The organism is Planctomicrobium mucosum, from assembly GCF_051466335.1.
Classification (GTDB): domain Bacteria; phylum Planctomycetota; class Planctomycetia; order Planctomycetales; family Planctomycetaceae; genus Planctomicrobium.
The window spans coordinates 2641730-2665838 of record NZ_CP195793.1; the positions used below are offsets into that span (position 1 = coordinate 2641730).

General features: G+C 52.0%; 20 protein-coding genes and 1 riboswitch. Of the genes, 12 read left to right on the forward strand and 8 right to left on the reverse strand.

The features are described 5' to 3' along the window. Window positions 1–80 precede the first annotated feature (80 nt). From SH668x_RS10660 to SH668x_RS10680, 5 genes are all read left to right on the forward strand, one after another. Entirely contained in the window at window positions 81–1217 is a 1137-nt protein-coding gene (locus SH668x_RS10660) for a trans-sulfuration enzyme family protein (RefSeq protein ID WP_437185042.1), read from the forward strand. A 313-nt stretch (window positions 1218–1530) separates the two neighbouring features. Next, entirely contained in the window at window positions 1531–2415 is an 885-nt protein-coding gene (locus SH668x_RS10665) for a DUF1559 domain-containing protein (protein ID WP_437185043.1), read from the forward strand. Between the two features lie 99 nt (window positions 2416–2514). Then, complete coding sequence (locus tag SH668x_RS10670; RefSeq protein WP_437185044.1) at window positions 2515–2886, forward strand: BlaI/MecI/CopY family transcriptional regulator; 372 nt, start codon at window positions 2515–2517, stop codon at window positions 2884–2886. Then, window positions 2883–3983, forward strand: coding sequence for a M56 family metallopeptidase (locus tag SH668x_RS10675; protein WP_437185045.1), 1101 nt, complete (start codon window positions 2883–2885; stop codon window positions 3981–3983). Before SH668x_RS10670 ends, SH668x_RS10675 begins: the two co-directional genes overlap by 4 nt. Before the next feature lie 325 nt (window positions 3984–4308). Next, on the forward strand, window positions 4309–5010 hold the full coding sequence (locus SH668x_RS10680) for a methyltransferase family protein (protein WP_437185046.1): 702 nt from the start codon (window positions 4309–4311) through the stop codon (window positions 5008–5010). A 327-nt stretch (window positions 5011–5337) separates the two neighbouring features. Here the strand turns inward: SH668x_RS10680 and SH668x_RS10685 are convergent, their stop codons facing one another. Beyond that, window positions 5338–6132: an undecaprenyl-diphosphate phosphatase gene (locus SH668x_RS10685; protein WP_437185047.1), complete on the reverse strand. Its 795-nt coding sequence runs from the start codon at window positions 6130–6132 to the stop codon at window positions 5338–5340. 193 nt (window positions 6133–6325) lie between these two features. After that, a riboswitch (cobalamin riboswitch) is annotated at window positions 6326–6526 on the forward strand. Window positions 6527–6744: 218 nt separating this feature from the next. Here SH668x_RS10685 and SH668x_RS10690 point away from each other — a divergent pair. Both SH668x_RS10690 and SH668x_RS10695 read left to right on the forward strand, forming a co-directional pair. Further along, window positions 6745–7638: a type II secretion system protein gene (locus tag SH668x_RS10690; RefSeq protein WP_437185048.1), complete on the forward strand. Its 894-nt coding sequence runs from the start codon at window positions 6745–6747 to the stop codon at window positions 7636–7638. 1 nt (window position 7639) lies between these two features. Continuing rightward, a complete protein-coding gene (locus tag SH668x_RS10695) occupies window positions 7640–7939 on the forward strand; it encodes a hypothetical protein (protein WP_437185049.1) in 300 nt (99 codons plus the stop codon). A gap of 117 nt (window positions 7940–8056) precedes the next feature. Here the strand turns inward: SH668x_RS10695 and SH668x_RS10700 are convergent, their stop codons facing one another. The 5 genes from SH668x_RS10700 to glgP all read right to left on the reverse strand — a co-directional run bounded on the left by SH668x_RS10700 (window position 8057) and on the right by glgP (window position 14621). After that, complete coding sequence (locus SH668x_RS10700) at window positions 8057–9418, reverse strand: class I SAM-dependent rRNA methyltransferase (RefSeq protein ID WP_437185050.1); 1362 nt, start codon at window positions 9416–9418, stop codon at window positions 8057–8059. Between the two features lie 68 nt (window positions 9419–9486). After that, a complete protein-coding gene (pgsA, locus tag SH668x_RS10705; RefSeq protein ID WP_437185051.1) occupies window positions 9487–10095 on the reverse strand; it encodes a CDP-diacylglycerol--glycerol-3-phosphate 3-phosphatidyltransferase in 609 nt (202 codons plus the stop codon). A gap of 61 nt (window positions 10096–10156) precedes the next feature. Continuing rightward, entirely contained in the window at window positions 10157–10489 is a 333-nt protein-coding gene (locus tag SH668x_RS10710; RefSeq protein ID WP_437185052.1) for a YnfA family protein, read from the reverse strand. A gap of 59 nt (window positions 10490–10548) precedes the next feature. Next, window positions 10549–11976, reverse strand: coding sequence for a 30S ribosomal protein S12 methylthiotransferase RimO (rimO, locus tag SH668x_RS10715; protein WP_437185053.1), 1428 nt, complete (start codon window positions 11974–11976; stop codon window positions 10549–10551). Window positions 11977–12473: 497 nt separating this feature from the next. Beyond that, window positions 12474–14621: an alpha-glucan family phosphorylase gene (gene glgP / locus SH668x_RS10720; RefSeq protein WP_437185054.1), complete on the reverse strand. Its 2148-nt coding sequence runs from the start codon at window positions 14619–14621 to the stop codon at window positions 12474–12476. A 308-nt stretch (window positions 14622–14929) separates the two neighbouring features. On the opposite strand from glgP, the gene SH668x_RS10725 reads away from it, so the two are divergent. From SH668x_RS10725 to SH668x_RS10735, 3 genes are all read left to right on the forward strand, one after another. Further along, window positions 14930–16267, forward strand: coding sequence for an ABC transporter permease (locus SH668x_RS10725; RefSeq protein WP_437185055.1), 1338 nt, complete (start codon window positions 14930–14932; stop codon window positions 16265–16267). Beyond that, window positions 16267–16938: an ABC transporter ATP-binding protein gene (locus SH668x_RS10730; protein WP_437185056.1), complete on the forward strand. Its 672-nt coding sequence runs from the start codon at window positions 16267–16269 to the stop codon at window positions 16936–16938. The genes SH668x_RS10725 and SH668x_RS10730 overlap by 1 nt, the downstream gene beginning before the upstream one ends. 501 nt (window positions 16939–17439) lie before the next feature. Next, window positions 17440–18525 (forward strand): family 16 glycoside hydrolase, encoded by a 1086-nt coding sequence (locus SH668x_RS10735; protein ID WP_437185057.1) that lies wholly within the window; start codon window positions 17440–17442, stop codon window positions 18523–18525. Window positions 18526–18621: 96 nt separating this feature from the next. Here the strand turns inward: SH668x_RS10735 and SH668x_RS10740 are convergent, their stop codons facing one another. Then, a complete protein-coding gene (locus SH668x_RS10740; RefSeq protein WP_437185058.1) occupies window positions 18622–19740 on the reverse strand; it encodes a class I SAM-dependent methyltransferase in 1119 nt (372 codons plus the stop codon). 205 nt (window positions 19741–19945) lie between these two features. Further along, window positions 19946–21181 (reverse strand): aminotransferase class I/II-fold pyridoxal phosphate-dependent enzyme, encoded by a 1236-nt coding sequence (locus SH668x_RS10745; protein ID WP_437185059.1) that lies wholly within the window; start codon window positions 21179–21181, stop codon window positions 19946–19948. Between the two features lie 326 nt (window positions 21182–21507). Between SH668x_RS10745 and SH668x_RS10750 the strand changes: the two genes are divergently transcribed. Both SH668x_RS10750 and SH668x_RS10755 read left to right on the forward strand, forming a co-directional pair. Beyond that, entirely contained in the window at window positions 21508–22287 is a 780-nt protein-coding gene (locus tag SH668x_RS10750; RefSeq protein ID WP_437185060.1) for a DUF3050 domain-containing protein, read from the forward strand. A gap of 283 nt (window positions 22288–22570) precedes the next feature. Continuing rightward, window positions 22571–24028: an AAA family ATPase gene (locus SH668x_RS10755; RefSeq protein WP_437185061.1), complete on the forward strand. Its 1458-nt coding sequence runs from the start codon at window positions 22571–22573 to the stop codon at window positions 24026–24028. The last annotated feature ends 81 nt before the right edge of the window (window positions 24029–24109 follow it).

Below are 24109 nucleotides of genomic sequence, written 5' to 3' on the forward strand. Positions count from 1 at the left end.
GTGATGAAGTCGCTGGACAGATATTCGTAAAACACTGAAACTTTTTGTTCAGACCAAATTACAGCTTCAAGAGGCACTTCATGCACTTCCAAACGCGTTGCGTTCATACTGGTGTCGATAAAGACAAGACGTTCAATAGCTGCACAACACCGATCTACACGTCGTCGACTTTCTATTGGGATGATCTGAAGACTCACCGCGGATTCGACTACACACGGAGCGGCAACCCGACCCGCGCTGCGCTGGAAGAGAATTTGGCCGCCCTTGAAGGAGGAATCTCCTGCCGTGCGACCAGCACAGGAATGTCGGCCGTTTTAGCTGCCCTGCAGCTATTTAAGCCCGGTGATCATATCATTACCGGTCACGACATTTACGGCGGAACTTATCGGTTGTTCGCGAATATTCTGACCGAACAGGGATACAAATTCAGCTTCGTCGACATGGGAGACGCGGAAAACGTTCGTCAGGCGATCACTCCAGAAACCAAAGCGATCTGGATTGAAACTCCGAGCAATCCGCTGCTCAACATCGTTGATATCGCCTCGATTGTCGCTGTCGCGAAGTCTGCAAATCTGGTCACGCTGGCTGACAACACATTCCTCTCTCCTTACTTGCAACGTCCGTTTGAGTTGGGTGTTGATGTTGTCGTTCACTCGACAACGAAGTACCTGAATGGTCATTCAGATGTGGTCGGTGGTGCGGTCATCACTCGTACTCAAGAGCACGCCGACAAGGTCGCATATTACGTTAACGCCATGGGCTTGGCTTGCAGCCCGTTCGATGCGTGGCTGGTATTGCGTGGCGTGAAGACGCTTCCGGTCCGAATGGAAGCTCATCAGCGCGGTGCGATTGCTGTCGCCCAGGCGCTTGAGAAGCACCCGAAGGTCGACCGGGTCTACTTCCCCGGACTGGAGTCTCACCCTCATCACGAACTCGCCAAAAAGCAGCAAAAAGGCTTTGGCGCAATGGTGAGCTTCGATCTCAAGGGAGGACGTCCTGCCGTCGAAGCGATGTTGAAGAAGATCAAAATGTTCCTGCTCGCTGAGTCGTTGGGCGGTGTGGAATCGTTGATCGAATTCCCAGATACGATGAGTCACGCCTCGATGACTCAGGAAGCGCGCCGTACCGCTGGAATCAGCGAAAGCACCGTGCGTCTTTCTGTCGGAATCGAGCATCCGGAAGATCTTGTGGCAGACCTGCTGCAGGCAATTGGATAATCGATTGCTGTTTCTGAAACTGTACGGGCACACTCGTCGTCACTCCGGCGAGTGTGCTTTTTTGTCATTGTGTCCGTGTTTATCGGCTATCGTTGACTCAGCATTCCTATCGAGGTTGATTCAGGAAGTCGGATCAAGTCATACTTTCTCTTCGTCGACGATAGTCACAGAGTTGGTAAACAGAGTTTATCTGTTCGCTCTGTCGTCGCATCTCGATTATCCGGGATGCCCGGGAGACAGTCGGACCGATGGTAAGGTGACAACGGAAGGTAGCCTTGATGAAACCTCGAGCGACCCTGACAGGAGTGGGAAGATGAATGCTCGCTCCGAGCTTCAGCGACAATCATCGCATCGATCTGCGGGGGGATTTACGATCCTGGAACTGCTGATTTGCGTCGCGCTTGTGGCGGTGCTGTTGGCTTTGGTGTTCCCGGTTCTCGGGACCGTCCGTGAATCCTCACGGCGCGTGCAGTGCAGCAATCATCTGAAGCAGATTGGTTTGGCAATTCAGGGATATCACGAATCCTTCGGGTACTTGCCCCCTGCTTGGCGCTGGCATGAATCGCGAAAAACTCTGTTCGGCTGGCTTCCCCCGTTGCTGCCGTACCTTGGGCAACAGGAAGTTTTTCATCAGATTAATTTTTCTAAACCGCTGGAACATGAGGAGCACTCGGGGCTTCGCGAACTGTCATTGCCGATGTTCACCTGTCCTTCGGATTTGATGATGAATTCATTCCTGCTCTACAGCGAGCCGAGGAACGATGACTATTCGGTCGACGTACCGCTGGTGCAGTTGCCCTCTGCCAGTTACATCGGCGTGTTCGGTGTCAGTGAACCAGATGATGTGTGGAACGTCCAATCCGGATGTGGTCCATTTTCGAGCGACCAAGCTGTACGCATTGAGGATTTCGCTCAAGGAGCTTCGTCAGTAATTCTGGTCGGGGAACGCAGAATGTCGACGATTCCATCGACTTGGCTGGGCGTTGATGTGCGGGGGGAAGACGCCCACTGTCGAATTCTTGGAAATCTGAACTTAGGGCCGAATGTTCCAAATGCAGATGAATGCGAGTTCACCAGTCGTCATCCAGGCTGTGCGAATTTTCTCTGGGCGGATGGGCACGTCGCAGCGATTTCGAACAAAATCGATCGATTGGTCTATCAGCAACTTGCCGGAAACCTGGCAAGAAAAGTGTATTAATTCGAACCTTATTAAACTCTTTGCCAGACTGATTGACGGCAAGCAATGGATCCTGTGCAATCGTTGAATGATGATGAAGCAGATCTGGAATTGAAAATCATGTCGTATCGACTGACAAAATGCGAATTGGAAGTCATGAACGTTGTGTGGCAACGCGGAGCTGTGACTGTGCAGGATGTCTGCGACGGTCTGGAGCGTCCGTTGGCTTATTCCACCGTGATGACGACCTTGCGCATTCTGGAGCAGAAACGGAAGGCGCTCGCTCGAAGGAAATCGGGACGTGCTTTCGTTTATGAACCGATCATTACGCGCTCAGATGTGTCGGAGACGCTATTGGGAGACTTGCGTGAGCATCTGTTTGGTGGATCTCTCGCTTCGTTAGTCGTCAGTCTTCTTGGGAGCGAAAAGATATCCAAGTCTGACATCGCTGAGATGAAAGCAGCTTTGGCCAGGCTGGAGGAAAGTGAATGAGCTTTTCCCAGTTTCTAGAGGTCTTTTCCTCTGTGAGCCTGCAGGCGGCTTTGTACGTTCTGGTCTGTGCTTTCCTCGTTCGGCTGACATCGAATGATCAGACACGATGGCGAATTTGGTCCAACTGTCAGATTGGATTGCTGGTTCTGGTCTTTGTCGCGTTATCGTTTCCGCATTTGAGATTGTTTCCGATAGGTGAGATCGGAAATGAGCAACAACTCTCTCGCGAAGTGACGCGCCAATACTGGATCGCTGGAATCATCGGAAGCGTTTGGGCGGCCGGAGCGCTTGTTCTCGTTGGCCGATTGATAGTCGCATCGGGGCGGCTCTTACTCTTCTTTCGGCGACTGGAAAAACTCACGCCTGAAGCGGAGAGGCTCTCTAATTCAATCAAGCGCCCTCACCAACTTGCACATGTGCAGATCTATCTCTGCGACGGCCTCGACGCTCCATTTTGCTGGCAGTTTCAGAATCCAGTTATTGTGTTGCCAAAACACTTTCTTGAGTACAGCGATCATGAATTGGGATTGGTCCTGAATCATGAATTTGCGCATCTCACAGAGAATCACTCTTTGGACCTGTTCCTTCAGCAGTTCGTGAAATGCCTCTTCTGGTTTCATCCTCTGGTCCTCTGGGCTGCTCGCAAGAATGATCTGTATCGAGAGTTGATGTGCGATGCAGTTGCGGCCCGAAGTCGTCAGGAGATTCAGGATTATCTACGGTTACTGATCCGCGTGATGGAGCGTTCGCAGGTGGGGACAACCGGCCCGCTCCGAGTCGGTGTGAGCTTTGCTGCCCGTAGAAGTGAAATCCAATTGAGAGCCAAGCGAATGGAAGAACGGGCTCTCAATAACGGAGTTGTCGGTGAACACAGCCTCTGGCTCCCTCGCGGGGCACTGTTTGCCACGGTAGTGGTCACTCTCGTCTGGTTGCCAATCGACGCGCTAAGTTCACCGCGTGCTGTCTGGTCTGCGTGCCCTCGCTGGACTGCCGAACTGCTCCATGAGGTTGGAGTCAGCACACGAGATTTCGAAGTTTACGATCGTCGGTTGCAAATCTTCGATGAACCTTCAGTTGGCCCTCAGTTCTACGATTGAACTGCGATTACATTTTATCCATCTCTGCCGAAGTCGAGCGATCGTACTGATCATTCTCCGCTTGGCCCTCTGAGGGCACAATCATCGGAACTTCTGGACTGCTCGAATGTTCGGATAACTGTGTAGATGTGACCTGAGTGGCGGTTTTTGCCGGTTCCTTGGGTGGCTCGAGGGATCACGGTCTGCAAATCGGGAATAATCCGGAACTTCCATCTAGACGCATTCCAACGGATCTCCTAAAACCCGCGCCGAATTACTAATGGATTCAAACTTGATCTTTAGCAACGGCGAGTAGCGTCACTCACCAAAGATCTGGAGGCGGAATATGAGCGGCTATACTCAACCACTGTCACGGCTTGGATCATCGCCTTTATCGGCTGACCTAGCGAGCCCCATTGTGCATGATGAATCGATTCGTGTGAAGCAGTTTCGTTCATATCAAATGCGGATTCCGCTGACGGCCGTCTGTTTACTCACTGGCCTGATGTTGACCTTGTTGTCTCCACCATCGATCAAATTGGGAAGTGCGCTCAACATCAATCTGATCGCTGCCGGCTACGCCAGCATTGCCTTTGGGATTCTGTTGCGAATTTGGTCGATCGCATACATCCACTCCCGCAAATCAACCTCTGTCGTCACAACGGGTCCGTACTCGATCTGCCGAAATCCATTGTATGTCGGGACACTGCTCACTGTGGTTGGTTATCTGCTGATCATTCAAAGCCTGACAATGGCTTTGTGCTTTATTCCGATCATTCTTCTTTACCAGTTCGGAGTTGTTCCGGTTGAAGAATTGGTTCTTCGAACCCGACATCCAGAAGCGTATGCAGCTTATTGCCAAGACGTCTCTCGCTGGTTCCCTCGAGTTCGGGCACGTGCGTTTGCTAAGGCGAGACTTGTCTGGTCCAAAGCTGTTGGCCGCGAACTTCAATGTGCAGGCTGGTGGATTGCAGTTGCAGTTCTGATTCATGTAGTGTGTTCGTACCGCGAAGCTGCCTGGTGGATTCACCCGATGAACGTCCTGTAACCTCGAACGGCAACTGCCACGCAGACGGAAACAGTCGAAATAACGAATCAGCCCGGGATTGCTGTTAGCAGTCCCGGGCTGATTCTGTTTCATTCAGCTATTAAATGAACTGACGTGAACTGAGCGCTCACGTCAGTTTCGGTGATCCAGTGATTGAGAGTAAGAGGGATCACACATGGCTGTAGCGATGGACTTTGGCGGCCAGATCCTGCATGCGGTGGTGATCCAGAAAGTTTCTCACAACTGTGTGGCGTTCTGGCAGCGATGAAGAAAGCAATGGAACGAGTTGTTTCCAGCCCTCCCCTCCGCACTCTCCTCAGGCAGGGGCTAGATCTTGCCGAGGTAGACGGCAATAAATGTGATGATCGCAACGATGAGAACGTACCACGCGAAATAGACGAGTTTCCGGGCAGCGACGACAGACAACAAGCTCTTCAATGCGACGATTCCCACGACAAAGGCGACCCCTGCCCCGATCGCGGTTGGCATTGCTTCGGACTTGAGCCCCCCTTGTTCGACGACATCTTTGAGCATCATGACTGTCGCCCCGATCAAAGCGGGAACTGCGATATAAAACGAGAAATTCGCAGCCTGTGCTCGCTGATATCCCATGAGTTGGGCAGCCACGATGGTACTGCCTGAGCGTGAGACTCCGGGTAACGGGGCGAGTGCCTGGAAGATGCCAATGATGAGCGCATCAATGTACCGGATGTCTTTGATGTCGCGTTGCCCCATGTCGATTTTGGGAGTGATGAACAGCAGGATCGACGTGTAAACGAGACCAAACGCTGCAAAAAGAGGCTTTTCAGAGGCCCACTTGAAGCCTTCCTTAAACAGCAGAGCGGCCACGACGACTGGAAGCGTGGCGACGATAATCGCTCCCATCATTCGCGGACTTTTCAGAACAGGAATCAGTTGATTTCGAAACACGACCAGAATTGAAAGAAGCGTTCCGAAATGTAGAGCGATATTCAACTCGAGATTGTCAGAGGTATGCCCGAGCATGGCTTCAACGAGAACGAGATGGCCATCCGAACTGATTGGAAGAAATTCCGAAATACCTTGAACGACACCAAGGAGAATGAATTCCCAAAGGGCCATTGGAGTGTTCTCTGCTGCCATAGAATCGTCGTCTTTCTTACCGGGAGAATTCGAGCACGACTACAATAATGCAACCACCCGGCTCATTCTACGGAACTTCCGATTCAGTCGACTGTTCTGCTCGTTTTGTGGAATTGGCTCAGGTGCAATGTGCATTGCATTCCTCCGATGTATGGACGACCTGGTTTGACAGGAACAGGAAGTCGCGTAGCATGATGATCTGCAACGTAGGTGCCGGTGGGCGTGTGTTCTACCGGAGAATAGGGAAGACGGTGAAAATCCGTCGCGGTCCCGCCGCTGTAATCGGAGATAAATCCCGCATTGAGCCACTGAAATTCTCGTCTGAGATTTTGGGAAGGCGCGGTGATTTGGTTGATCCGTAAGTCAGAAGACCTGCCTAAATGTTGCGAAAAAGTTTGCGTAGATACCTTTCGCGGAAAGAGGTAGTTCGCGTGTCGTCGAGGCTGCACATTGACTGTGCAGTTTCCACGTAGCGCACATTGAGGAAGTGGACGATGTCCGAATTCCATCGATGTCGCGTCGACACTGTTCTCCCAATTTTCCAGCCATCATCCTTTCGGATGAATCAGGCAAGGTCTCGCGCAGGCATGCTCAGGCAACGGGAAAATTGTCATGTCCAAGTCAAATGCTCTTGGCGCAGGGAGTCTACTCTTGCGCCGCCGCAAGAAGGCTCGCGGCTTCACTTTAATTGAGTTGTTGGTGGTCATTGCCATCATCGCGGTGCTCGTTTCACTTTTGCTTCCAGCGGTGCAGCAGGCGCGCGCAGCGGCGAGATCGATGTCTTGTAAGAACAACTTGAAACAGATGACTCTTGCACTCATCAATTACCACGATGTCCACAACCGATTTATGCCCTTCAGCACCAATGCGCAGGCGCCCTACACAAGTCACTATTGGGCAGGGGCGGTTGAAACGGATTCCGGTGGCAATCGTAAGTTGCTCAAGCACCTTGGTTTTTTGAACGATTTCCTGGGGAAGAATACCGAAGTTTTAAAATGCCCGGATTTCACGGGTTTCGTCCCAAAGTTTGATAAAGAGGCGTATGGATACGGGTACAACCTCGAGTATCTGGGCGCAGGGACTGAAACCTGGAGATCGGGGCCCTACAGTGCGCAAATGCGAGATTTTCAGTCGACGACACGGACAATCGCATTTGGTGATGCAGGACAAGTTGAGTTCTGGGATCCAGAAAATGTGACGGAATCTCTGCATCTGGAGCCACCAACCGCACGCTATCCCAGCGTGCATTTCCGACATACCGGGCAAGTTGCGAATGTCGCCTTCCTCGATGGCCATGTCCAGACGGTTCGACCTTATCGGAACCCGCTCCCAGATTGGACGTCGCAGCAGGAAATTGACAAGCGGAACAAGGAGTGCGTTCACGACATTGGAGACATCGGAGATTACGTGAACTTTGGTTATGGCGATAACTCGGCAGCGGCGACCGCTGCCAAGAATCTTGCCAATCAATGGTTCAACGGCATGGCTGTCGGTCAGGAGCCATAATATGTACCGATTAGCCCTGTGCGTGCTCCTCCTGTGTTTGGGATGTGGAAAGCCGGTAGAAGAAGCGAGCACAACGCTTCCCCCGCCACCCAGAGAGATGCAACAAGCGCTGCAGAAACTGCACGCGAATCAGCCAAAATATCAGCTGCAAGCAATGCAGCTGATTCAAGGTGATCCGCGAATAATTAAGCACCAGGAACAACGGCTGAAATGGCTGTCAGAGAATGGTGCAAATGCAAAGGTCAAAGATAAATCTCTTGAGTTGCTGAAGTCGATTGAGACTTCAGTTCCCACAGAGTAAGTCGCTTTAAACGAATCAGGAGTGCACCGGTGAATTTTCAGTGCACTCCTGATTTTCGCATCTAGCTGCAATGCAAATACTGCGTTAGTTGATCGCCATCGACAATCGAGGCGTCGATCAGTCCATTCGCAGCCAAAGGCATTTCAGATATTCCGACTCCAGGCTTCCCAGTGCAACGGGATGATCGGCAGCCGCACCACTCCGTTTCAAAAGTTGTGGCTTCCTGTCGCCGCAAGCAGCACGCACTGTTCGAGTCAGTTCATCCATTGAGAACAGGCCTGAACAACTGCAGGTCAACAGCAGGCCTCCTGAATTGACCAGCGGGGCTGCCAATTTATTCAGGTCGAAGTATTTTGACTGACCTTCAGCAGCGGCGTCCCGACTGTGGATCAATTTCGGAGGATCCAGAATGACAACGTCAAATTTCTTACCGTTCGCCTGCATGTCTCGCATGTAACCGAATGCGTCCGCGTGGACGAATTTGATGGACGCTTTGTTGAGTTGTGCATTACGACGGGCAGCCTTAATGGCGTCTTCATCGAGGTCGACCGCCGTGACTTCCTTCGCTCCAGCATAAGCTGCGTTGATCGCGAAGCCTCCTGTGTAGGAACAGAGATCAAGAACGGTCTTTCCACGGCAGTAATCACGCAGGGCGAGTCGATTGTCTCGCTGGTCGCAAAAGAATCCGGTTTTATGTCCATCAAACGGATTCACTTCGAAGATGACATCATGCTCGCGAATCTGCACTTTTGAGGGAGCGTTCGGGGACGAGAATCCATCGGCGAGAAAGCCTTCGTGATCCAATGTCGCTGGTCCGGGACGAACAACCCAATGCTGAATATCCAGCTTCTCTGCGATGGTTCTGGCGATTGCTTCCGATCGCTGATACATCCCCAATGAAAAGGCTTCCAGCGATAGGACGCCGCCATAGAGGTCGACCATGACGCCGGGAAGTGCATCCCCTTCGGCGTTGATGATTCGATAGGCGTTCGTGTGCTTTTCAAGACGCAAGGTGCTTTTTCGCAGGGCGATCGCGTCGTCAAAACGTGGTTTCCACCAGTCTTTCGTCGTCGGGACAATATCCCAGCTCAGAATTCGGATGGCAGCTTCCGCTCGAGGGTTCCAGATTCCATAGCCGAGGAATTCTCCCCCTTCGACTTCAACACGGACCAGATCACCATGTTTTGTCTTTTGTTCGACGTCGGTAATGCGCTTGCGGAAAACCGTTGAGCTGCGTGTCGGTGAGTTGATCTTCACAACGGGAATATGTCCATCGGTCCCATCGTTCAGAGATCGTTGGACAAGATGAGATGGGTCGAGCGGAAATTTGGTTTCTCGCTTGTAGTTCGGGTTCGACTTCGACGGTCCGTTGCCACGTTGGGCGCTTTTGCCGCGGTATGAGGAACCGGGTTGCTTCCCTCCCCCTTCGCGATGAGGAGCACTGGAGCGATGAGGGCGGGATGGACGTTCATTCGACATGAGCAAGCACTACAGAACTGAGAGTTCAGTTAGGAATAACATTGATTGAAAGGGAGCTGAATGTGACGTCAGCGAGTACTCATCTTGCGAAGCTGACGACTTTTTCGCCAGGCGAGGAAGATGTATTCAATTCCAGAATACAACGTGATCAGTACCATCGCCCACAACAGAATGTCCCTGACCTTCAGGTAAGTCATCAGGTTCTCACCGAGGGCCGATTGAAACGCTGGGCTTAGCGAAATAATGCAGAGTGGAATTACCACTGACTGCAGCACCATCTTCAGCTTGCCGCTGAGTTTTGCTGAGAAGTCGATCCCCTGCCCTTCAAGAACAGAGCGGAGCCCCGTGATAAACATCTCTCGGGCGATCACGACAAACGTCATGAACGCGGTAATTCCGCTTGCCGGTTGAGCAACCAAAAAGACCATTGTGCCAATGATGATCATCTTGTCTACGAACGGGTCCATGATCCGGCCGAGCTGCGTGATCTGATTCCATTTCCGGGCAAGATAGCCATCGATGAAATCCGTCGAGACGGCAAAGATGAAGATGCCTGTCGCTGCAATCCAGTTCTTTTCAGCCCAGATTAATCCGAGAACGACGAATGTCAGTAATAGCCGTGCGAACGTGATAAGGTTCGGAATGTTCAGAGAGCGAACTGGAGGGGATGGATTCATTACTGATGATCGGGCTTTGATTTCGACTGAGTTCAAGAACTCGACCAGGATGAGGAATCGCTCATTTCGCTTGTGGGGCGAACATGATGACCGACATTCCGGCAAGACAAACCGAGACTCCAATGAGATCCCATTTCGTGGGACGGATCCCATCAACGAACCAGAGCCAAACAATGGCAATGGTGACGTAAATACCTCCGTAAGCAGCGTAGACTCGACCCGCTGCCGTCGGGTGCAGCGTTAACAGCCATGCGAACAGCCCCAGACTGACCGCCGCTGGGAGCAACAACCACGCTGATTTTCCCTGTCGTAACCACAAGTATGGCAAATAACAGCCAATGATTTCGGCCAACGCTGTGATTGCGAACAAAATGATCGTTGTCAGGGAGTTCATTGAATGCCGTGGTGTGAGATTCCAGTCAATTCCCCGTTACGAAGATGTGTCACCGGGAATTAGGCGTCATCCTCATCTGGTTCAGAAACGACAGCGACCAAGTCGTATTCGTCAGCTTCCACGATGGTGACAGGGACCATCTGACCAGGTTGCAGGTTTTCACCTTGCACGAGCACCGTACCGTCGATTTCAGGAGCGTCTGCAAACGTGCGTCCGATGTAGACGCCCGGTTCATCGGAAGGTTGGTCGATGATGCAGTCAAGTTCGTAGTCGACCATGTTCTGCCCCCACTCAAAAGCGATGTTCTGCTGGATCTCCATCAGTGCATCGCGTCGGGCGAGTTTAACATCTTCGGGCAGGTGGCCATCGAGCTTAACGGCAGGAGTTCCCGGTTCGAGTGAATATGGGAAGACTCCCATTCGTTCGAATCGAGTCTCTTGTACGAAGTCTGCAAGCTCTTCGAACTGATCGTCCGTTTCCCCCGGAAAGCCCACGATAAACGTCGTCCGTAGAACGAGATTTGAAATGCGATCTCGCAATTTATCGACGAGTTCGACTGTTTTTTCACGGTTGACTCGACGTTGCATCCGCTTGAGCACTTTCGAATTAATGTGCTGAAGCGGCATGTCGAGGTATGGAAGAATTTTGCTTGAACCGGCGATCGTGTCGATCACTTCGTCGGTGAAGTTGACCGGGTACAGATACATCAGACGCAACCAGTCGATTCCATCAACCTTCTCAAGTTGGCGCAACAATTCAGCGAGTCGTACTTCCCCGTAATAATCCATGCCGTAGTACGTGGTGTCCTGAGCGACGAGGATGAGTTCACGAACGCCGTCCGCTGCCAGTTCCCGAGCTTCTTCGATCACCATTTCGATGGGCTTGGTGACGTGCTTGCCTCGCATTTTCGGGATCGAGCAGAACGTACATGTCCGATCGCAACCTTCCGAAATCTTCAGGTAAGCATAGTGAGTTGGAGTGATGCGCAGTCGGGTTTGATCATTCATCGCGCGAACTGCAGCGGGACGGAAGAGTTCTCGTTGCTCACGATGTCCGCCGACAAGACGCTCTGCAACTTTGGTGATTTCATCTCGACCGAACACCCCGACGATGTGATCGATTTCGGGCATCTCATCCAGAAGTGATCCGCCGACGCGTTCTGGAAGACAGCCAGCAACGATCACGCCGCGAGTCTTCCCTTCTTTCTTCAGGTCGAGCATTTCCTGAATGACCGCTTTGGACTCTTTGCGGGATTCATCGATGAAACCGCAGGTGTTCACGATGACGAAGTCCGCGTTCTCCGGTTCAGAGACGAGCGTGTACCCGTCAACCGCCAGACTTCCCAGCATTTTCTCGCTGTCCACAAGATTCTTAGGGCAGCCAAGACTGATGAAGGCGTATGTTCCTTTGCCGTTGCCAGAATTTTTGATGATCTGTAGCTGAGAAGCGGGAGAATCATCGAGGATTTGAAGCTGCAACTTGTTCATGAGTTCAAAGAACCTGGTATTCGGTCAACAACAATAGGGACGAGAGACCGAAGTTTGGATGAAGTCATCTCGAAAGCTTCTGGTCTGAAAGCGAAATCACCGACTGGCCTGAATTCTGTTTCCCGCAGAGGCCAAGTGGGCATGATAATTGTTGGCAGGGGGAAATTCGAGGAGTTCTCAGGCAGATTTTCAGAAACTGCGACGCCAGAAACCGAATCCCGTCACCAATTTGCCAGAAATTGGGAGAGGTTTTTCGCCTTCCGGGAGACTCGTTGCATCGAGGCGACTTTGAAAGATTCGGACTGCAAAAAAACACGCAGGAGTTGTGCCGATAATCTGAGGTAACTCTTCTTGCCGTATGCGTTAGCGGCTGTTTCTGAGTTTTGTGTCGACTTGAAAAGAATAAAGGATGGGGAGAACGTACGATCGGCAATTCTCTCCCATCCTGTTTCGAATTCGCGTCTCTGGAAAATCACCGATCGGCGATGGTCGACGTTTCAGGAAATCGGGGGCATATAGCAGCTTGTGCTGCCAGACGCTGGGACGTATTCGTTGGTGACGTAGTCCATCACCATTCGGTCTGCGTTGAATCGCCACCCGAGGGTGCGAATCGCTCGTTTCATGCGTTTGATCCATTCCAGCGGAACATCGTCCTGATCGCGATTGTAGTACAGCGGGACGACTTCATCGCGGAGCACTCGCATCAGCGATTCGGCATCTCGTTGGTCCTGCACTTCCTGTTGAGAGTGGATGAGACCATCGCCGATCGCGAATCCGTTAGTCCCATCGTAGGCCTCTGCCCACCAGCCATCCAGAATCGAAAGATTCAAACCGCCGTTAAGAACGACTTTCTGTCCGCTGGTACCAGATGCTTCAAGAGGACGCCGGGGATTGTTTAGCCAAACGTCGACGCCCTGCACCAGGAAGCGTGCGAGATGAATGTCGTAGTCTTCAAGAAAAACGATTTTTCCCTTGAACGAACTTTCCTGCGACAGGCGATAAATCCGCTGCATGATCTGTTTACCAAATTCATCCGCGGGATGGGATTTCCCACCGAAGACAAATTGGACCGGGCGTTGGGAGTTGTTGACGAGTTCTTCCAACGATTCGATGTCCCGCATCATGAGATCTGCCCGCTTGTAGGGAGCAAACCGTCTCGCAAACCCGATGAGAAGATGCTGGGGATCAAGAATATTTGAGAATGATTCGATGACCTCGTCGCTCAATCCGTATCGGGCAGCCTGCTTGGCGAGAACGTGCCGAGCATGCACGATCAGGCGGTTCTTCAGAGATTGGTGCGTTTCCCAGAGATCGGTCGGTTTGACTTTGTCGAAATCGGCCCAGACTTTAGGTTCACCGGTTTTGACGTACCAGTTTTCCCGCAGCATCCGGTCGTAAATGACTCGCATCGGTTGGGCAAGCCAGGTTCCAACGTGAACACCGTTGGTGATGTGGCCGATTGGAATTTCTTCTTCGCTCCGCCACGGCCAGAGATTTCTCCACATTCTGCGAGATACGACACCATGCAGGTTAGAGACCGCATTCGCACGTCGACTGGCTTTGAACGCCAGAACGGTCATGCAGAACGATTCGTATTGGTTGAAAGGGTCAACGCGTCCGAGTCCCTGAAAGCTCTCGTAGTCGAGTCCCAGCGCATCACGAATCGGGCCAAGGTGCTCTTCGACGAGCCCCGCATCGAAACGATCGTGACCGGCGGGAACGGGCGTGTGTGTTGTGAAACATCCCAGTGCAGCCGTTTCTCGCAAGGCTTCATCAAAACTCAGCGAGTCATCCTGCATCCTCATGCGAATGATTTCCAATGGTGCGAAGGCAGAGTGTCCTTCGTTCATGTGGACGACGCGAGGTTTGATCCCGAGGGCAGCGAGTGCTTTGACTCCGCCGACGCCAAGTAAAAGCTCCTGCCGAATTCTCATACGATGGTCACCACCGTACAGGCGAGCGGTCAGGCTGCGATCCTCGGCAGCGTTCTGCTCGATGTTCGTGTCGAGGAGGTACAGCGGGATGCGTCCGACATCCATTTCCCAGACCTTCGCATGGATCGTTCCTGTGCGAGTCTGGACGGAAATGATGAGCGGCTCACCATCTTCGGTGGTCGTTTCATTCATCGGAAGATCAGCAGGGTCCGCGATGGCGTATTCCTCTTGCTGCCAACCGTTTAGATCGACTTTCTGAGTGAAGTAACCTTCGTGGTAGAACAACCCGATTCCGACAAGCGGGATGCCGAGGTCTGAAGCACTCTTCAGATGATCCCCAGCGAGAATTCCAAGGCCGCCGGAGTAAATTCGAAACGACTCATGAAGACCGAACTCCGCTGAGAAGTAGGCAACCGGGCGAAATCCCAGCACTCCTGCGTGTGTATCTCCCCATGTATCGCTGGCAGACATGTATTCCTGCCAGTCGCTGTACGCCGCGTTGATTCTGGAATGGAGCACCTCTTCTCTCGCTCTGGCTTCCAGTTTCTCCGGTGTGAAGTGTCGAAGAAGTAGGATCGGATTATGGGAGACTTCTCGCCAGATGGAAGGTGAAATAGTTCGGAACAGTGCGGACACTTCAGGTTGCCAGCTCCACCAAAGATTCCCGGAGAGTTCGGTAAGTTTTTCGTGTATCGTCTTCGAGCGTGGCATGAGGCGAGCATCCCGTCTATGGTTCTGACTATTTAAACTGGTGGCAGTATAGATAAGCTGGTTGCCGCAGGTCGAGGTTTTATCGTTGAGATTTCTCAAGTAGATCACTCGGGTAATGGTGTGTTGAGAGCTCGAACAGATGGTTTGATGAATAGCAAATTGCGAGATGACATCGATCAGCGTTCATCTCCTGTGAACTGGATGGGTGGAATCCCTTTGGCGGGGCGTTTGATTGTTGTCATGATTATCTTTGATCATCGTATGATTCGGTTATCTCGTGAAACTTATCAGGGATTTTGCAGGCCTGTATGCTGAAGTTCGCACTCGGAAACCTTCTCAGCCGTTCGTTAAGATCGTTGCTGGCACTCTTCGGACTGGCGATTGCGATCGCTGGAATGGTGGTGCTCTTCAGCATCGCTCAGGGGATTGACGATGTCGTGCGGCGATCCTTTTCCCAGATCCCAGGATTAGCTGTACAACAGGCTGGTGCGCCGCTTCCCATCTTTTCAAACCTTCCTGCTGCGTGGGCGAAGGAGATCGAAACACTGCCGGGAGTGAACGTCGTCGACTCCGAAGTCGTTCAGCGGTTGAATCTCATCGAGGGGAAGCTGACACTCGCGCCACCTCGGTTTCTCGTTGGGGTTGATTTGCGGCAACGTCCCAAACTTCTCAAAGATGTATACCGGGATCACCTTCGGAAAGGTCGGTACTTTACGGAAGCGGACGAAGGTTCCAATCACTGCATCATCAGCCAACAGATTGCGGATGAGACCGGCCGAGGTGTGGGGGACGTCGTTTTACTCAACGAAACGCCAGCCACAGTAATCGGAATTTACGAAACGGGTTCCGTCCTGCTGGATGTGAATATTCTGCTAGACAACCATCTGGTTCGAAAAATGATGCGAATCAGTGACGACACCGTTTCGTTCTTCTATGTGGAACCGATCGATGGCACAGATCAAAAGCTCTTAAAACAACAGATCGAAACGCTGTTTCGAGGACGTTCGACGGTGACGACTCCTCGGGGAGGATCCGGTTGGTCGATTCTGGGGCAGAAGTTGGTGAATCAATTTCTGACCGGTGTGATATCATTAGAGAATTCAGGGGCGGAAAAGACTTCACCTGAAAAGTTCGACGCATCCGACACACGGTCTACTGCCGAAGCTGGCACTGCACCATCGAACGATGTTCCAAGCACCATTGAAGTGAGATTGGCAGAAGACTGGTCGTCGAAATTCTCGGAGTTCACAGGGGATCTCGAGTTGTTTCTGTCTTTGATCTCAATCATGGCGGTCGCAATCGCTGTGCTCAGCATCGTCAATACGATGTCGATGAGCGTGACGGAACGAATGACCGAGTTCGGAATTCTTCGCGCGAACGGGTGGTCCAAGTGGAATGTCGTGCAGCTGATGACGCTCGAGAGCAGTATTCTTGGACTGGCTGGAGGATTAGTGGGTGCGTCACTCGGGTGGGGAGCAACTCAGGTTTTTAACGCGATCTGGACGGATCGATTGCAACTCCTTGCAACACCGCAACTACTCGTCTTCTCGATCGTCGCGAGTACGGTGTTGGGAGTTCTAGGAGGAGTGTACCCAGCGTGGGTCGCAGCCAGTCGTTCACCAATGGATGCGATTCGTCGCGGGTAATGATGATTCAGTGCCAAAATCTCTTTAAAACATTTCGAAGCGGCCAGAGTGATCTTCAGGTTCTGAAGGGGCTCAGTTGTACCTTTGGAAAAGGATCGTTCAATTTCATCCTCGGGCCATCGGGAAGTGGGAAGAGTACGCTGCTCTATCTGCTTGGTGGACTCGACGATCCGAGTTCCGGCGAGATCATTGTCGATGGTCGGTCGCTAGGGGCAATGAACGCTGCTGAGCGGGATCAGTATCGACGGGAGGAGATTGGTTTTATTTTTCAGAACTTCAATTTGCTGAAGAATCTGAACGCACTGCAAAATACGCTTGTACCCTATTTGGTGACAGGGTACTCCGCTTCAACTCAAAATCGTGCTCGCGAACTCCTCGACCGTGTTGGCCTGAAAAACCGATGGCGGCACCGTCCAAATGAACTCTCTGGGGGCGAACAACAACGGGTGGCCATTGCCCGGGCAATTCTTAAGAAGCCGAAGTTGATTCTTGCTGACGAGCCGACAGGCGAATTGGACGGGGATACTGGCAAGCTGATTTTTGATCTCCTTCGCCAGCTACATCATGAAGAGGGAGTCACGGTGATCACCGTGACTCACGATGAGCGATATCTCACGCCCGAAGACAGCATCCTTCGATTAGAAAATGGACAGTTGAAAGGCTCTTCCTGAAGAGTTTTCCCGGTGCATCGCAAGGGGGAATTGAGCGACTCTGTTCGGTTTCAAGGGGTTCGTCCTATCTGTAACTTCAGGAGATTGACGGTGTTACGAAAACCATCGGCGAAGTCTGCCGGCGATGTGGTGAGAACGTGGAATTACCATGCTTTATCGTGCAGGATTCGGTCGGAATTGATACTGTCGCGATCTCCAGACGCTGCGATTCTGCCACCAATCGAGGCAGAATCACAACCGGGAAAAATGTCGGGCAACATGTTTATTCGTCCATTTTGAGATCCACGCAATTCGTTTGCATGGAGAATCCAGCCTGAGAACCGATGGAATCGAATTGAAATCCGGAATTGACCAGCCGACTTCGCCACAGCGTAAACCTGTTTATTGCACAGGGAAAACCTTTGTCGGAAGTCGATGATCTCATCGTCCGGGAGTTTCAATTGCCTCGGCAGGGGGACTCGGAGTGTCAAGATTCCGAGTGTAAAGGAAAAGATTATCGTGATGCTCTCTCGCTCTACGCTCTTTGTCTCGGCTTTGGGGTTTCTCTCTCTGAATCCCTGCCATGTCTTTGCGGAAGGGATCGTTCAGACGAAAGCTGTCAGCAACGTGAATCGGGTCGAAGAACTTCCGCTGATTCAGCAGGCACACGGTCTGTCCGATTCGAACGCGAAGCCATTCACTTCAATGGTGTCTGCTTCAGACTTGAGTGGTTGGACCGTGCATGAAGGGAAGGAAGGGACCTGGAAATGCGTTGATGGAGTCATTTCCTGCAGCTCACCGTCGGGGGGCTGGTTAAGAACGAATTCAATCTACAGCGATTTTGTTGTTCGCCTTGAATACAAGCTTCAGCCCGGTGGGAATAGCGGAATTGGAATTCGCGTCCCGGACAAAGGCAACCCGACGTTTACCGCCATTGAAATTCAGCTCCTGGACGACTCCAGCGGTAAGTACAAAGATCTTCGGGCAGACCAGTACACCGGCAGCGTTTATTATCAGGCAGCCCCGACTCGTCCTGCAAAGCTGAACGCGAATGGAGAGTGGAACCAATGCGAGATTCGCTGCGTTGGAGAATTGCTGACGATCTCCATCAATGGTGAGGTGATTAATCAGGTCGATCTCGCGAAAAAAGACGAGGTGAAGTCGGACGATTCCGTGGCAAACAAGTTGTCGCAACGACCACCAATGGGGTATCTGGCTCTGCAAAGTCATTCCACTCCAATTGAATTTCGCAAAATTGAAATTCAGGATCTGACCGAAAAAACCGCCAGCGGACTGGGCTATGTGGATCTGGTTGTCGGCGAGGGAGATCCAGTGGGAGATGCGACAGAAGTGAAGTTGCATTACGTTGGACAATTGGAAGATGGCAGACGTTTTGACGATTCGCGAGCTTTGGGAACTCCCATCGATGTGAAACTGAATGAGACGATCTTCGGATTCTCAGAAGGGATTCGCGGAATGCGAGTGAATGGAAAGCGGCGTTTGATCGTTCCTGCTCACCTCGCTTATGGCACTGAAGGGGTTCCCGACGCGATCCCAGCGAATGCGACTCTCGTCATGGAAGTCGAACTCGTCGGCGTCCAAAAATAATGCGAAACATTTGAATGAAAAAAGGGAGCGATCATCGACTGATCATCGCTCCCTTTTTCGTAGAATCACTGGCACCGTTCAGATCGCTTTTCTGGTCTACTCCCCTGCTTCGCCTGGAGCTTTGGTGGTGGCCCAGACGTTCTTCGCGGCTCGTTGAATTCCTGTGACGATTGAGTAACCACGAATTTCAACCATTGAAACATTGTCGAACAGTTGTTGCATCCGAGCAATGAGCCACTCTGTATGCTTGGTGACGATGTACACTTTTCCGCCCACTTTCAGGCCGCGTTTTGCAGTCTGAAGAAAGATTTCCGCGATCTGGTTGTGGGAGAAGTAAGGTGGATTACCCACAGCGACGTCAAACGTCCCCGACAAATCAGCTTCGTTGTACGTAAGTTCTCCTGTCGCTGTCAGCCCTGTTGTCAGTGTCGTAATGCCATTGAGTTGAGCTCCGACTTCGGTGCACTGAACAGCACGCGCGTTTGAGTCGATTGCGTGGACTCGAATGTTCTCGCCACGCAGTGCGACAGAAATTCCGACAGTTCCCGCTCCACAGCCGATATCGAGGACAGCGTCGCCCGGTTTAACGACGATTGTTTCGAGCAGTGCGCGGGCTCCCAAATCGAGTCGACGATGGCTGAAGACTCCGGGCCGGCTGGCCGCTTCGACGAGAGTCTCGCCATCACGAAATGCGAACTGGTTGGAAAGGTCTCGCATCCTCTTCAGCGGCTTGAGCTTCTTCATCCGGTACACAACGCCGTGTCGTTTGGGAGTCCGGTCGATGTTGCGTCCGAACTTCTCAATTTCGTGATGCAACCAGACGTCGGTTGGGTTATCGACGGTGGCAATCAGTTTTCCACCGGGTGCCAGCAGGTCATAGCCTTGTTGTAACCACTCCCGTGCCAGTTCTGCTTCGCCTCCGCGGCTGAGTGGAAGAACAAAGAGATCAATCTCGTCCTGAGGAAGGTCTGGTGAGCAGAAGACCGACAGGTTGGGATAGACGTCCAGAAGCTCCATTGCGTCTTCCGCAGGGAAGACATCAAGAAAATGGCAGGTGACGTGAGAATCTGGAAGGCGTTTGGCAAGGCTCGCTGCACACTGCCCGCGCCCGACAGTTCGACAGAGAATTCTCAATGCCTGTTCTTCTGCGCAGGCATTGACTGCCAGGCGTTCGGAAGAAGGAATACGCAAATCTTCAAGTTGTCTGTCGTCCATCGGGGAGGTCTATCAAGCATCGCGAATGTGGGAAAACTCCTAGTGTATCAGTTTTTTTCAGGAAATGCGTATGTGCTCGAAATCCATGGATATCGAGAGTTTGATTTCACCGCGAGACTTCCCAGAGACAGGGGGTCAAATGAAAATCGCCGCAATCTCATTGAGATTGCGGCGATTGAAAATTCAGAATTCGAACAAATCGAAATCAGACAATTTTCGCTGGCTCGGTGCGGGTGCAGCGGCCAATTTCGCGAACGGCCTGACGCAGACGCTGGCTGTTCTCGACGATCGCCAGGCGCAGGTACCCTTCTCCATCCTCTCCGAATCCGCGACCCGGGCTCACTGCAACTCCCCCTTCTTCGAGAAGTTTCATGGAGAAGTCGATTGAACCCATGTGTGCAAACTGTTCCGGAATTTTTGCCCAGACGAACATCCCTGCTTTCGGACGTTCGATTTCCCAGCCCAGTCGTGTCAGGCCATCGCACAACGCGTCGCGACGTTCCTGGTACTCTTCACAGAGTGCCGTGATCCCTTCGTCGCCGTGTCGCATCGCAACGATGGCGGCAATCTGGACTGCCTGGAAAATTCCGTAGTCGTAGTAGCCCTTGATTGTCGCAAGTGCCCGGACCATTTCGCGGTTTCCGCAGCAGAAACCAATTCGCCATCCAGCCATGCTGTAGCTCTTGGACATCGTGGTCAACTCAACGCCGACATCCAATGCTCCCGGAACTGACAGGAAGCTCGGAGCGACATAACCGTCGTAGCAGATGTCTGCATAGGCGAAGTCGCTGATGACAAGGAACCCGTACTTTTTGGCGAGTTTGACGAGTTCCACATAAAAGTCCCGTTCAACAATGGTTGAAGAGGGGTTATGTGGGAAGTTGACGATAACGACCTTCGGCTTCGGATAAAGATGCTCGCAGGTGTAAGCAACGTTTCGTAGGAACTCGCCGGGATCTCGAACGTCTAACGCAATCACGTTCCCAGATGCGAGCACGACCGAGTACATGTGAATCGGGAATGTTGGCGATGGAACGATCGCGGTATCCCCTGGTCCCATCAGCGCCAGACACATATGGCTGAAGCCTTCCTTGGAACCGATACAAGCGATGATTTCATCATCGTGGTTCAGCTTCGCGCCATATCGTCGGTCATAGCGCTTGGCCACTTCTCGACGCAGGTTTCCAATGCCGTTCGCGACGGAGTAGCGGTGGTTTTTCGGATCCTTCAGTGCTTCAGCGAGCTTTTCCTGAACGATTGCTTCAGGCGGATCGGTCGGGTTTCCCATCCCGAGATCGATAACGTCAATTCCCGCGACACGTTTCTGGTATTTCAGTTTATTGATTTTACCAAACAGGTACGGAGGAAGTCGCTTCATCCGTTCAGCCACCGGTACCAGAAATGGATTGTCGGCAAACGGGACTTCGGATTCGCTACGCATTCAAACACCATCGGAAATGAAAAATTGATCGCACGATAAGTGACACTGAGGATTTTTAAATGTCCTCAGCGTCGGCTGAACTCACTCTGCCCACGTTCTCCGTCAGGCGTTACAGGCACACTATATCGACCTAACCGGAGAAGAGAATTCGTTGTGTCTAACTGATTTTATCGACAGAACCGCGCAGAGGCGAGATTGAGATCGACTGGAATTTCACGAGATGATGAGTGATTTTGAGAAACAGGTGCGGCGGGATTCGCCGATCGATTAGAATCACAGCGTTCAGCCCACCCCGGTCGTTTCAAATATTCTGCATGTCTGATTCCATGACTGACTCCGATTCGATCCAGAAACAGATCCAGCCGTTCATTGATAAATTGCTGGCTCATCCGCTTTACGAGCATGTTCACACCGTTTCACGTCTGCGCATTTTTATGCGAGAGCATGCCTTCGCTGTCTGGGACTTTATGACCCTGCTAAAGCGTTTACAGCAGGATATTTGCGGCACACGCCTGCCTTGGGCTCCACCTGTTCAGCCCAACTTGGCCCGTTTCGTCAACGAGATCGTTTTGGGCGAAGAATCAGACACGCATCTTCAGGGCGGGTTCACCAGCCATTACGAATTATATGTTGGAGCGATGGATCAACTCGGGGCGGACACCCAACCAATCCGTTCGTTGGTTCAGTCGGTGCGAGCTGGTGAACACGTTGAGGCGGAACTGGAAACGCTACCCATTCGTGACGAAACAAAAGCATTCGTAAAATTCAATTTGCGCATGGCTGGGATGGGAAGCCCTTGGGAAGTGGCTGCTCTCTTCTGCTTCGGCCGAGAAGACATCATTCCCGAAATGTTCGACCGATTGCTTCAACCTATTTCCAATGAAGATCTTGGGGCGGAGTTATTCGCCTACTATCTCCAGCGGCACATCGATCTGGACGGGAACGAACACGGCCCGCTATCGCGGCGTCTGCTGGCGACGCTCATCGATGGCAATGAACTCCGCATGGCGGAAGCGGTCGCAGCCGGCCAGCAGGCGATTGAAAATAGAATCAAACTCTGGGATGGCATTTTGCACGAAATTCAGACTACAGAAGAGAAGAGCTGAACGTAGTGTCTGACCTCTTGGCTGGTGCAACTTCGTGACTTCCCGTGCTTATGAGTGGAAGTTTTTCGGCGTCTTGGATGCTGTCGCGCAGATTCCTCTCAATGATTGACCAGTTGTTGCGTTTTTAAACGCGTAGGGAGGGATGGTTGAGAGGATTGTGCGGTTTGCTATGTCCAATTTCGTACCGGGAAACACGCAAATTTCAGAAAGGTGACCGCAATTTTCCAGAAGGTAAAGCAAATTTTGGTTGAACGAGTCGGGCAAGAAAATCGAGTCAACCTCTATGTCAACAACTTCCGCCGAGATCGATAGGTTGCTGCAGAGTTTTGGATTTGCATCCGGTGCCGCGTCGGGCCGACGAGCTGGGCAGAATGAATCCCCTTCGATCCAGGCGAGCGAACGACATTTTCAAACCGAGGTTCAAACAACCTCGAAGGCCATCGATGATCAGCAGTCCAATACACAGTCGGCAAATGTTCAAAACGGGGCGCCACCGCGTTTCGTCCCGGTCGCGCCTGATCGCCTCATCGATTCCGGTTTGAACTTCACTGAAGTCAGCGACCTGATCTTGAAGTCTCTCAATTTGAGAGGGCTCGAGACGGGGTTTAATCTCGCCCGATTTTCTGGTTTGAAATTTCCTCTGATCGAGGGAGTTTTGCGGCAACTGAAAGTTGATCGTCTTGTCACCTACAAGAACTCGACCGCCGGCGGAGACTACGTCTACGAACTGACGGACCTCGGTCGCGAACGTACCCGCTCGCTGCTTCAAACCTGCAGCTACCTAGGCACTGCCCCGGTCCCGCTTGATAAGTACATTCTCAGCGTCAAAGCTCAGTCTCTCGAAGGTCGGAAGCCACCGCTCGCCTCGATTCGTGAGGCGTTCAAAGATCTTGAAATGAATGAAGCGATTCTTTCCAAGGTCGGTCAGGCGATTCACTCTGGGCGAGGGATGTTCCTGTATGGTGCTGCCGGTAACGGGAAGACCAGCATCGCTGAGAGAATTACTCGTTCATTTGGCGATTCCATCTGGATTCCCAAAGCTATCATCGCGGCCGGAGAGATTATTCGCGTCTTTGATCCGAACCGTCATAAACCCGTGCCTGTCGGAGGTTCCGATCCAGATGTCGTTGATGGACGCTGGGTGCAGATCGAACGTCCGACAGTGGTCGTCGGGGGCGAACTGGGGATGGACAATCTCGAAGTGACGTACATGCGGCGTGCCGGTGTCGGCGAGGCTCCACTTCAGCTGAAAGCAAATTGTGGAACACTCCTCATCGACGACCTGGGCCGCCAGCAGATGAGTATCGATCAGTTGTTGAATCGCTGGATTGTCCCGCTCGAACAACGGCATGATTACCTGCATCTTGAGAGCGGGCGAACGATTCAGGTCCCGTTCGATCAGTTGATAATCTTCTCGAGTAATCTCGAACCGAAAGATCTTGTCGACGAGGCATTCCTCCGCCGAATTCCCTACAAGATTGAGATTATTAATCCAGTGGAATCCGAGTTCCGTACACTCTTCACCAAGGTTGCCGAAAAGTTGGCGTTCACTCTCGAATCGGGGAGCATCGACTACCTGGTTCAGAAGCACTACATCGCTAGCGGTCGAGAATTTCGGTACTGCCATTCACGCGACTTATTGCGACAGATGGAAAACCGATGCACGTTGCACGGATATCCTCGCGTTGTGAATCAGGAATCGATAGACGAAGCCGTCTCGAACTATTTCGCGATTATGTGATCCAAACGCCGCACTCTCCGACGAAGTGACGGAAGATCTGAACAAGACGGCTTCGCCGATAAAAATCAAAAGGCTCAGCTT